This window comes from Variovorax sp. P4_B11 (genome assembly GCF_056402355.1).
Genome location: NZ_JBFUHO010000075.1, coordinates 20,565 through 31,999 on the forward strand (window position 1 = coordinate 20,565; position 11,435 = coordinate 31,999).

At 67.1% G+C, this 11,435-nt stretch carries 9 protein-coding genes; 2 read left to right on the forward strand and 7 right to left on the reverse strand.

The features are described 5' to 3' along the window. Positions 1 to 100: 100 nt before the first annotated feature. The 5 genes from AC1DYD_RS35960 to bglX form a co-directional block, all read right to left on the reverse strand. Entirely contained in the window at positions 101 to 421 is a 321-nt protein-coding gene (locus AC1DYD_RS35960; RefSeq protein WP_478177516.1) for a helix-turn-helix domain-containing protein, read from the reverse strand. 283 nt (positions 422 to 704) lie between these two features. Continuing rightward, positions 705 to 2,441: a gamma-glutamyltransferase gene (ggt, locus tag AC1DYD_RS35965; RefSeq protein ID WP_478177517.1), complete on the reverse strand. Its 1,737-nt coding sequence runs from the start codon at positions 2,439 to 2,441 to the stop codon at positions 705 to 707. Between the two features lie 303 nt (positions 2,442 to 2,744). Continuing rightward, on the reverse strand, positions 2,745 to 3,455 hold the full coding sequence (locus tag AC1DYD_RS35970; protein WP_478177518.1) for a YebC/PmpR family DNA-binding transcriptional regulator: 711 nt from the start codon (positions 3,453 to 3,455) through the stop codon (positions 2,745 to 2,747). Between the two features lie 79 nt (positions 3,456 to 3,534). After that, on the reverse strand, positions 3,535 to 4,926 hold the full coding sequence (locus AC1DYD_RS35975; protein ID WP_478177519.1) for a CoA transferase: 1,392 nt from the start codon (positions 4,924 to 4,926) through the stop codon (positions 3,535 to 3,537). 25 nt (positions 4,927 to 4,951) lie between these two features. Then, positions 4,952 to 7,240, reverse strand: a complete 2,289-nt coding sequence (bglX, locus tag AC1DYD_RS35980) for a beta-glucosidase BglX (protein WP_478177524.1) — start codon at positions 7,238 to 7,240, stop codon at positions 4,952 to 4,954. Positions 7,241 to 7,410: 170 nt separating this feature from the next. Here bglX and AC1DYD_RS35985 point away from each other — a divergent pair, with 170 nt between their 5' ends. Continuing rightward, positions 7,411 to 9,036, forward strand: a complete 1,626-nt coding sequence (locus AC1DYD_RS35985) for a glucan biosynthesis protein G (protein WP_478177520.1) — start codon at positions 7,411 to 7,413, stop codon at positions 9,034 to 9,036. A 119-nt stretch (positions 9,037 to 9,155) separates the two neighbouring features. Here the strand turns inward: AC1DYD_RS35985 and AC1DYD_RS35990 are convergent, their stop codons facing one another. Both AC1DYD_RS35990 and AC1DYD_RS35995 read right to left on the reverse strand, forming a co-directional pair. Continuing rightward, positions 9,156 to 9,794 carry a 3-oxoacid CoA-transferase subunit B gene (locus AC1DYD_RS35990; protein WP_478177521.1) on the reverse strand — a complete coding sequence of 213 codons (639 nt, stop codon included), beginning with the start codon at positions 9,792 to 9,794 and terminating at the stop codon, positions 9,156 to 9,158. A 1-nt stretch (position 9,795) separates the two neighbouring features. Next, complete coding sequence (locus tag AC1DYD_RS35995; RefSeq protein WP_478177522.1) at positions 9,796 to 10,596, reverse strand: CoA transferase subunit A; 801 nt, start codon at positions 10,594 to 10,596, stop codon at positions 9,796 to 9,798. 73 nt (positions 10,597 to 10,669) lie between these two features. On the opposite strand from AC1DYD_RS35995, the gene AC1DYD_RS36000 reads away from it, so the two are divergent. Beyond that, the gene (locus AC1DYD_RS36000) at positions 10,670 to 11,257 is read left to right on the forward strand and encodes a LuxR C-terminal-related transcriptional regulator (RefSeq protein WP_478177523.1); all 588 of its coding nucleotides are present in this window, start codon (positions 10,670 to 10,672) and stop codon (positions 11,255 to 11,257) included. The last annotated feature ends 178 nt before the right edge of the window (positions 11,258 to 11,435 follow it).

Consider the following 11,435-nt stretch of genomic DNA (forward strand, 5'->3'; position numbering starts at 1 on the left):
TGGACGGCCTTGGGGCCTGTTCACCCTATTTCCGCGACCCCGGAAATAGGGTGAACAGGCCCTCTCGCAAGCAAGACGAGCAGACTCCACGCCCGCACAGTCATTTGGGGCTTCGGGTATTGCGCAAGCGGGAAGCCCGCTGCCGCTGCTCTGCACCGCGGATCAGCGTCAGCGGATTGATGGTCGCCACAGGTGCGATGGATTGAAGCCATTCCTCGCGACCCAGCGCGCGCACCACGCGCAGCAGGCTGTGGACCGTAGAGCCCTGGCCGTTTTCCAGATTGCGTAGAGCCCGAACGCTCACACCTGCGCGCTCGGCCAGGGTCTTCTGGTCGAGATTGCGGTTCAGGCGCAGGTGCTTGAGCCGCCCGCCCAGAGCAAGCTCGGCTTCTTCAGGGGTCTCGTTGGATACGACTACCACAAGAGGCTTTTTTCTGCCTGTTAAGTTGAATCTTTTAAGGTAAACGCCCTATTTTTGCCCATTGTAGCCTCTAACATTGAAAAGGCAATGGCCTCAAAAGATGCATATTTGCCGATAAACGGGCGGACAGGCGTCAAGCGGCGCATTGTTGCCGATTGGAGTAGATACGCCTCTTCAGGGCGAGTTTTGGGGCCGTCGCCGCCCCCTACTCACGCCCTTCGAGCCGCCAACGGCGCCGACATCCCTGCAGCCTGTGAACCCGAAGACGAATGTCCAATTCGCATCAGTACCCGAGCGCCTGCCCGGTGTTGCGGCGAGGATCGTTGGCGCCGTAGAACCGGTTGCCGGCCACCGGCTTGCCGCCCAGCGAGGGGGCACCGACGATGATCGCCGCAAGGTGGTTTGCCGGCTGTGGCGCGCCCAGATTGTGGCCCATGTCGGTCAGGATCTTGCGCGTGTCGGGACTGAGCGCGAAGGTCTCGACGTTGGTCACGTCGGGCAGCCACTGCTGGTGGAAGCGCGGTGCGTCGACGGCTTCCTGCACGTTCATGCCGTAGTCCACCACGTTCAGGATGGTGAGGAGCACCGCCGTGATGATGCGGCTGCCGCCGGGCGTGCCGACGACGAACACGGGCTTGCCGTCCTTGGTCACGATGGTCGGGCTCATCGAGCTCAGCGGACGCTTGCCAGGGGCGATCGCGTTGGCTTCGCCCTGCACCAGGCCGTAGAGGTTGGGCACGCCGACCTTCGAGGTGAAGTCGTCCATCTCGTCGTTCAGCAACACGCCGGTCTTGGCGGCCGTGATCTTGGCGCCGAACCAGTCATTCAGCGTGTAGGTCACCGACACCGCATTGCCCCACTTGTCGGCGATCGAGTAGTGCGTGGTGTTGGTGCCTTCATGCGGCGCCACGCCCGGCTTGAGATCCTTGGAGACGCCGGCCTTCTTCGGGTCGATGACGGTCCGGATCTTCTCCGCATAGTTCTTGTCGAGCAGGCGGTCGAGCGGGTTCTTCACGAAGTCCGGATCGCCGAGGTAGCTATTTCGGTCCACGTAGGCGTGGCGCATGGCTTCGATCTGATAGTGCACGGCCTGGGCCGAGTGGTAGCCCAAATCCTGGAGCGGATAGCCCTCGAGGATGTTGAGCACCTCGCAGATGATCACGCCGCCCGAACTCGGCGGGGGCGCTGACACGAGATGGTAGCCGCGGTAGTCGCACTCGACGGGCGCCAGTTCTCGCGTCTTGTACTGGTCGAGGTCGGCCTGCGTGATCAGGCCCTTGCCGGCCTGGCTCGACGCCACGATGGCGTTGCCGACCCAGCCCTTGTAGAAGCCGTCCGTGCCCCTGACGCTGATTGCCCTCAACGTCTTCGCGAGGTCTTTCTGCACCAGCTTCTGGCCGGCCACAAATGGCTGGCCCTTGTTCAGGAAAATGGCACCCGACGCGGGGTCTTCCTTGAAGTCAGCCGTGGCGGTGTTGAGCAGGTCGACGTCGCCCTGCTCCAGCGCGAAGCCATTTTCGGCCAGCTGGATCGACGGGGCGAGCAGCGCGGCGCGCTTCATGGTGCCGTACTTCTCGCGCGCGTATTCCATGCCCGAGACGCTGCCGGGCACGCCCACGGCGAGGTGGCCCTTGGTGCTCAGGCCCTTGATGACGTTGCCTTCCTTGTCGAGGTACATGTTGGCGGTGGCGGCCAGCGGTGCCTTCTCGCGGAAGTCGAGGAAGGTCTTGCGGCCGTCGGCCAATTGCACGGTCATGAAGCCACCGCCGCCGAGGTTGCCCGCCGCCGGATACACCACAGCCAGCGCGTAGCCCACGGCGACCGCCGCGTCGACCGCGTTGCCGCCGCGCTTGAGCACGTCGGCGCCGACCTTGCTTGCGAGGTGCTGCGCGCTCACGACCATGCCGTTCTCGGCCGCAACGGGCGCTTGCGAGAATGCATGCAGCTGCCCTGCGCCCGCCAATGCAAGCGCCGCCGCGACGGCGCGACGCAAGTTTGAAGTCCACTGAAGTTGTTTCACGGTTTCTCCTTTCGAACAATGTGACGAGCGAGTTCGCCTGCAGCACAGGGCTCGACCGCCATCATGCTCTTCGTTGAAAGTACAGGATCTCCTCAAGCTGGACGGGCCCCTTCGCCATCAGCGGCAGCGTCGACATACCGACGGCGTTCCAAGCCATCAAAGAGGGCACGGTGGACTTTCTGCAGAAGCCCTCCTCCCAGGAGTCGCTGCTGGACGCTATCTGCCAGGCATTGCGTCGGAACTCCGCCTGACGAGGCTCGCTGCACGATTCTGGAGGGGCAGTTCCGACGGGAGCATCGACAGTCAGCCCGCCAGCCCCACGAACACGTTCTGCACGTCGTCGTTGGCATCGATGGCGGCAAGGAAGGTCTCGACCTCTTCCAGCGCCTCGGCGCTCAGGCTGGCCGGATCGATCGGGTTCTTGGCCTTGTAACCCAGCTTGGCCGAAAGCACGGTGAATCCCTGCGCCGGCAATGCACGGCTCACCAGGTCGAGATCGACGGGGTCGGTCAGGAAGACCGTGACGCCCTCCTCGCCGCGCTCGAAGTCCTGCGCGCCGGCCTCGATGGCTGCCAGTTCGGGGTCGGCGCCCGCCCGCAGCGCTTCGGCCTCGATCATGCCGAGGTGGTCGAAATCCCAGGCGACCGAACCCGAGGCGCCCAGATGCCCCTTGCGGAACAGCACCCGCATCTCGGGCGCGGTGCGGTTCACGTTGTCGGTCAGGCATTCGACCATCACGGGCACGCGGTGCGGCGCGAAGCCTTCATAGATCACGTGATCGAAGTGCACCGACTCGCCCGTCAGACCGGCGCCTTTCTTGATGGCGCGCTCGAGCGTGTCCTTGGGCATCGAGACCTTGCGGGCCTGCTCGACCACCAGCCGCAGCCGCGCATTCGACGCCGGGTCGGCACCGCTGCGCGCGGCGATCATGATTTCCTTCGCGAGCTTGCCGAACAAGCGGCCCTTGGCGTTGGCGGCCAGGTCCTTGTGCTTGGCTTTCCATTGGGCGCCCATGTGTGATGTTCCTTGAAGTTCCGGCTTTGCCGCGGGTACAGGATTCTGCCGCAGGCCAAGGCGCAGGACGCGACGACCGCTATTGGCCGCGCGACGGCCAGGTCGCCGGATCGGTCCCGGGCGGCACCGACGGCCGCGCCCACCTCGCCGGCGTGCGCGACAGCCGCGCACTGTGCTGCAGCCCGCACAACGCGCCAAACCCGCAAGCCGAGGTCTCGAGGAACGGCGTCCGGTCGGGCATGGCCGTCTCGAGGCCCCCTTTCACCCGCCCCAGTCCGCGCAGCCAGCACCCGGTCTGCGCCAGCGACACCTGCACGTGCCAACTGCCGCCTTCGCGCTGCTGGCGGCACAGCGCCGCCGCCGCGCCCATCGCGATCAGGTAGCCGGTCGCCTCGTCGAGGATCTGCATCGGCAGCGGCCTGGGCTTGCCGTCGCCGGCGGCCTCGCCCTCGGCGTGATTGAAGCCCATGGCGGTCTGCACCAGCGAATCGAAGCCGCGGCGCTGGGCCCAGGGACCGCGCGTGCCGTAGGCCGACAGGGAGACGTGCACGATGCCGCGCCGGATGCGCGACGTGTCCTCAGGCCCGAAGCCCAGCGCCGCGAGCCCGCCGGGGCGGTAGCCCTGGACGAACACGTGCGCGTCGGCCAGCAGGCGCGTCAACGTCTCGCGTCCTTCCGTGGTCTTCAAGTCGACATGCGCCGACAGCTTGCCGCGGCTGGTGTCCGCGATCGCCTCGATGTTGGGCAGGTGCGGCGAGTTGATCAGCAGCACGTCGGCGCCGTAGGCCGCCAGCGCGCGCCCACCCACCGGGCCGGCCAGGATGCGCGTGAGGTCGAGCACCCGCAGGCCGGCCAGCGGGCGCTGATCGGCGGCCAGCGGCGCCAGCGCGAGCGGGGGCGCATCGCCGATGCGCTCGATCGTGAACAGCGGCTGATCGACCAGCGCCCTGCCCTGCGGCGTGGCATCCCAGTCGTCGAAGCGCCGCAGTGCGGTCGCGACCAGCCCCTGCGCGGCAGCCGCATCCTCGAAGTCGATCGACTTCCAACCTTGCATCGCGGCTTCGGCATCGGCGCGCTGCGCGACCTTCGGGTCCAGCCCGAGCAGCCGCAGCGCGCCCTCGCGATGGTGCGCGAAGTTGGCATGGATGCGCACCCAGCCATCGGACGCGCGATAGAGCCCCGAGAACGCGTCCCAAAGCGCCGGCACACGGCCATCGAGGCTGAACCAGCCGGTGCATTCGAGCGCCGCATGCCGCATGTCGACGCTCACCGCCTGGCGCGCGGCGCCGCGCTGGTGGCCGAGTTCGCAGGCGGCGAGCGCGGCGGCCGCGACCGTGCTCTGCGCCGCAGCCCCCACCGCGAAGGACGAAGGCAGCACCGGATCGGCACCGCTGAGCTGCGCGAAACCCAGCGCTTCTTCCGGCAATCCGGCCTGCAGCCACAGGCTGCGCAAAGCATCGTTGGCATTCATGGGACGGCCTTTCGCCAGAATGCTACTACTGCAGCTCGAAGCCCTGCTCGCGCACGGCCTGCGAGTCGAACCCGATCTGCACGTTGAAGCGGCCCGGCTCCGCGACGCGGCGCAGCTGGGCGTTGAAGAACTTGAGCTTCTCCTCGTCGATCGTGAAGCGAAGCACGCGCTCCTCGCTGGGCTGCAGCATGACTTTTCGGAAATCCCTGAGCTCCTTGACTGGACGGACCACCGACGCGGCCACGTCCTGGATGTAGAGCTGCACCACGGTCTCGCCGGCACGCTGGCCCGTGTTCTTCACGGTCACCGCGGCCTCGATCTTCCCGTGGCGCGCCATCGTCGGACTCGACAGCGTCACGTCCGACAGCGAGAAGTCGGTGTAGCTCAGGCCGTAGCCGAAGGGGTACAGCGGACCCGTGACTTCCTCGTAGTACTGCGAGGTGTAGTTGCCCGGCTTGCCTTCGGTGAAGGGCCGGCCGAGCCGCGGATGGTTGTAGTAGGTCGGGATCTGGCCGACCGAGCGCGGGAACGAGATCGGCAGCTTGCCCGCGGGGTTGTAGTCGCCGTAGAGCACGTCGGCAATCGCGTTGCCGCCTTCGGTGCCGGTGTACCAGGTCTCGAGGATCGCATCGGCCTCCTTCTGCTCGCGCACCAGCGCCAGCGGCCGGCCGTTCATGAGCACCAGCACCAGCGGCTTGCCGGTGGCCTTGAGCGCGGTGATCAGGTCGCGCTGGCTCTGCGGCAGGTCCAGGCTGGTGCGGCTCGACGACTCGTGCGACATGCCGCGCGCCTCGCCGACCGCCGCCACGACCACGTCGGACTGCTGCGCGGCCTTCACCGCCTCGGCGATCATCTCGGCCGGCGCGCGCGGGTCCTGCGTCACCTCGGGCGTGTCCCAGTTGAGGAAGTTCAGGTACTTGACGGTGCTTTCGTCGTTCGTGATGTTGGCGCCGCGCGCGTAGATCACGCGACCGCCGTTCCTGGCGACCGCGGTGTTCAGGCCGGCCCGCAGCGTGACCGCGTTCTTCGAGTAGCCCGCCGCCGACCAGCTGCCCAGCATGTCGATCGGCGCATCGGCCAGCGGGCCGACCAGCGCGATGGCGGCGGTCTTCGCCAGCGGCAGCGTGCGGTTGCGATTCTCGAGCAACACCATCGACTTGCGCGCCACGTCGCGCGCCGCGGGGCGGTCGAGCCGGCTGTCGGCATTGAGGTCCGGCGGATCGTCCTTGGCCACGCCGATGCGCAGGTACGGGTCGCGGAACAGGCCCATGTCGTACTTGGCGCCGAGCACCTCGCGCACGGCGCTGTCGATGGCCTTCATGCCGACCTCGCCGGATTTCACGAGCCCGGGCAGTTCCTTCAGGTAGACCGAATCGGCCATGCTGAGGTCGATGCCGTTGTTGATCGCGAGCTTGGCGGCTTCGCGCTCGTCCCGGGCCACGCCATGGCGGATCAGCTCGATGATGGCGCCGTGGTCGCTCACGGCCACGCCCTTGAAGCCCCAGTCCTTGCGCAACAGGTCCTGCATCAGCCAGGTGTTGGAGGTCGCCGGCACGCCGTTGATCGAATTCAGCGCCACCATCACGCCGCCGGAGCCGGCGTCGATCGCGGCACGGTACGGCGGCAGGTAGTCCTGGTACATGCGCATCGGGCTCATGTCGACCGTGTTGTAGTCGCGCCCGCCCTCGACGGCGCCATACAGCGCGAAGTGCTTCACGCTGGTCATGATGCGGCCGGCCGGCACCGGCACCGTCCCCTGGAAGCCCTTGACCGCGGCCTTGGCGATCTCGGACACCAGGTACGGGTCTTCGCCGAAGCCTTCGGAGGTGCGGCCCCAGCGCGGGTCGCGCGCGATGTCGACCATCGGCGCGAAGGTCATGTCGATCGAGTCGGCGCTGGCCTCCTTGGCTGCGGTGCGCGCCATCACGTCGACCACACCCAGGTCCCAGCTCGAGGCCAGGCCGAGGCCGATCGGGAAGGTCGTGCGATGGCCATGGACGACGTCGTAGGCGTAGAACATCGGGATCTTCAGGCGGCTCTTCATGGCCGCGTCCTGCAGCCTGCGGTTGTCGGGGCGGTTGACCGAATTGAAGGTGCCGCCGACACGGCCGGCCGCGATCTCGTCCGCCAGTTGCGCGATCGGCATCTCGGGGCCGATGCTGATCAGCCGCAATTGGCCGATCTTCTCGTCCAGCGTCATCTTCGAGATGAGGTCGGTGACGAAGGACGTCTTGTTTTTCGGGGCGGCGGGCTGCGCCTGGGCGAAGGCCAGCGGGCTGGCCAGGCCGGCCGCCAGGGCCAGCAGAAACGACATCTTCATTCAGTAGCTTTCATGGATACATCGCGGCGTGCAGCGAATCGCCTCGCGCACGGCCCCTGCGCGAGGAGGCTGGATCGTCGAGCCCCGGATGCTAAGCTAAGCCGCTGTTGGCCGGCCCAGGGCCCATCCGGGGCACGGCAGGAATATTGCATTCAACCTTTTCCATGATTCTTACAGCCGCACGCCGCAGGGGAACGAAGCTCGCACTGCTCGCCCTGGCCTCCGCCGCATCGCTGCTCTGGGCCTCCCAGGCCCAGGCCTTCTCGCTCGACGACGTCACGGCGCAGGCCCGCGTGCTGATGAATAAACCTTACGTGGCGCCGGTGAACAACCTGCCGCCTGAATTCAGCGGCATGCAGTTCGCCGACTACCAGAAGATGCAGCCGCGCACCGACCGCTTCGCATGGAGCGACCTGCAGACGCCGTTCCGGCTGGGCTTCTACCACCAGGGCATGCAGTTCAATTCGGCGGTGCGGATCAACGAGATCACGGCCGACGGCGTGCAGGAGATCAAGTACGACCCCGAGCGCTTCGACTTCGGCGGCCTCGCCTTCGACAAGAACGCGACCCGCCAACTGGGCTACGCCGGCTTCCGGCTGCTCTACCCGGTCAATCAGCCCGACAAGCTCGACGAGATCATGAGCTTTCTGGGCGCGAGCTATTTCCGCGTCATCGGCAAGGGCCAGGTGTATGGCCTGTCGAGCCGCGGGCTGGCCATCGACACCGCACCGCCCGGCGGCGAGGAGTTCCCCAACTTCCGCGAGTTCTGGATCCAGCGGCCGGCGCCGGACGACCGCCAGGTGGTCATCTACGCCCTGCTCGATTCGCCGCGCGCCACCGGCGCCTACCAGTTCATCGTGACGCCTGCGGCCAAGGATGCGGTGGTCGACGTCCAGGCCAACATCTTCGTGCGCGGCGACATCAAGACCCTCGGCATCGCGCCGCTGACCAGCATGTTCCTGTACGGGCCGAACCAGCAGTCGGAGCTCAAGCGCAGCTTCCGGCCCGCGATCCATGATTCGAACGGCCTGGCGATCCGCACCGGCACCGGCGAATGGCTCTGGCGGCCGCTCAACAACCCGCGCCAGCTCGCGATCAGCGCCTTCGAGGTCGACAACCCGAAGGGCTTCGGCCTGCTGCAGCGCGGGCGCGAGTTCTCCCGCTACGAAGACCTCAAGGACCGCTACGACCTGCGCCCGAGTGCCTGGATCGAACCGCACGGCAACTGGGGCAAGGGCCGGGTCACGCTGATGGAGATCCCGACGCCGGACGAGACCAACGACAACATCGTCGCCTTCTGGACGCCCGATGCACCCACGCGGCGCGGCCAGATGCTGCAGTTCGCCTATCGCATGCACTGGACCACCGACGAGCCTGCGCTGCACGGCGCCGACAATGCCTGGGTCAGGCAGACCTTCCACACCGAAAACGAAGAGTTGCAGGCCAACCTGATCCGCCGGATCGACGGCAGCAGCAGCGCCTTCCTGATCGACTTCGAAGGCCCGGCGCTGGCCGGCCTGCCGAGCGGCGCCGACTTGAGGCCGCAAGTCAGCGTGGGCGACAACGCCGAGTTGCTCGGTGTCGGAATCGATCGCAATCCGGCGATCAAGGGCTGGCGTCTGGCATTGCGGGTGAAGGTGAAGAACCCCGCGCTGCCGGTCGAGATGCGGGCCGCCCTGGTGCAGGGCGACAAGCCGGTCAGCGAGACCTGGAGCTACCAGCTGCCGCCGAATCCGCCGGCGGCAGCGGCCGCGACGCCGGCGGCCATGGCGCCCGCGGCCAAGCCCTGAGCGCCGCGCGCCGCCCGGAACCGGCCGATCCGATACCAGAGATACCGCGGAACCGGCTTTGCCGGGCCGCTGGTATCGCCCCCTTGAGGGGGCAGCGCCGCAGTCGCTTCGGGGGTGTTCTATCTCTTCAGCTTGACGCCGGTCTTGGCCTGCAGCGACTCGAAGCTCACGCCATCGGCCAGTTCGGCCACGCGCAGTCCCTCGGGCGTGACGTCCAGCACGGCCAGGTCGGTGATGATGCGGTCGACCACGCCGACGCCGGTCAGCGGCAGGGTGCACTTCTCGAGGATCTTGAGGTCCTCGGTGCCGTCCTTCTTCTTCGCCACGTGCTCCATCAGCACGATCACGCGCTTGACGCCGGCCACCAGGTCCATTGCGCCGCCCATGCCCTTGACCATCTTGCCCGGGATCATCCAGTTGGCGAGGTCGCCCTTCTCGCTGACCTGCATGGCGCCGAGGATCGACAGGTTGATCTTGCCGCCGCGGATCATCGCGAAGCTGTCGTGGCTGCCGAAGATGGCCGAGCCGGGCAGCGTGGTCACGGTCTGCTTGCCGGCGTTGATCAGGTCGGCGTCGACCTGGTCCTCGGTCGGGAACGGGCCGATGCCGAGCATGCCGTTCTCGCTCTGCAGCCAGACTTCCTTGTCGCCGACGAAATTGGCGACCAGCGTCGGGATGCCGATGCCGAGGTTGACGTAGAAGCCGTCTTCGAGTTCTTGCGCCGCGCGTGCGGCCATCTGGTCCTGGGTCCAGGGCATGTCAGGCTCCTTTGGTGTTCTTGATGGGCGCGGGGACTTCGCTGCCGGCCGCGGCTTGCGCGATCGCGGCCTGGGCCTCGACCTTGGCGGCTGCGACATCGACCGATGCGCTCACGGTGCGCTTCTCGATGCGCTTCTCGGGCGTCGCATTGAGCACGATGCGGTGCACGTAGATGCCCGGCAGATGGACGTCGTCGGGGGCGATCTCGCCGACCTCGACGATCTTCTCGACTTCGACGATGCAGACCTTGCCGGCCATCGCGGCGGCCGGGTTGAAGTTGCGCGCGGTGAGCCGGAAGCGCAGGTTGCCCGACTTGTCGGCCACGTCGGCCTTGACCAGCGCCACGTCGGGCACCAGTGAACGCTCCATCACGTAGGTCTCGCCGTCGAACTCGCGCAGCTCCTTGCCAACGGCTACCTGCGTGCCGACGCCGGTCTTGGTGAAGAAGGCCGGAATGCCGGCGCCGCCGGCGCGCAGCTTCTCGGCCAGCGTGCCCTGCGGCGTGAATTCGAGCTCGAGTTCGCCGGCCAGGTACTGGCGTTCGAACTCCTTGTTCTCGCCGACGTAGCTGGCGACCATCTTCTTGATCTGCCGCGTTTCGAGCAGCTTGCCGAGGCCGAAGCCGTCGACGCCGGCGTTGTTCGAGATGCAGGTCAGGTTCTTGACGCCCGAGTCGTGCAGCGCGTCGATCAGCGCCTCGGGAATGCCGCACAGGCCGAAGCCGCCGACGGCAAGTGTCTGGCCGTCGGCGACGACGCCCTTGAGCGCCGCGTCGGCAGAGGGATAGATCTTGTTCGCCATGGTTCCTCGCAGGGTGATGGTTGAAATCCGGACTCCGAACGATACTACGTACTGGCATACGTAGTATTTCGTAATGGACACCCCCGACACCGCGCTCGCCGCCATCGACTACCGGCTCGCCTTCGAGCAGGCGCCGGTGGGCATGGTGCTGTCGCGGCACCGGATCATCGTCGACTGCAATGCGCGCCTGTGCGAGATGTTCGGTGCCACGCGCAGCGCGCTGGTCGGCCAGTCGTTTCGCGTCCTGTACCCGAGCGTCGCCGAATTCGAGCGCATCGGCAAGCGCATGGAGCCGATCCTGAACGCCAGCGGCCGCTATGCCGACAACCGGATGATGAAAAGACTGGGCGGCCTGCACGGCGTTTTCGCCGGCGAGACCTTCTGGTGCCACGTGAGCGGCCAGGCGCTGAACCGCGAGGCGCCGCACGAGGCCGGCATCTGGATCTTCGAGGACCTGGGCTCGCGCCGGGCCGCCAAGGCCGACCTGACGCCGCGCGAGCGCGAGGTGGCGGCGCAGGTGATGAAGGGCCTGACCTCGAAGGAGATCGGCCGCGCGCTGGCGATCAGCCACCGCACGGTCGAGATCCATCGGGCCCGGCTGATGCGCAAGTACACGGCGGCGACCACGGCCGAGTTGGTTCAGAAGCTGATCGCCGGCTAGAGTCGACACCACCCCATGAACCCGTACCACGACCCCGGCAAGTCGCATCACCGCCCGGACGGCTTCCAGAACAACTACATCGAGTTCCAGCCCAAGAGCCTGGCGGAGCTGCTGCGCTGGCGCCGCGAGGCCGCGCGGCGCCGCCTGCCGCTGCCGCCGCTGGCACCGACGCCCCGGG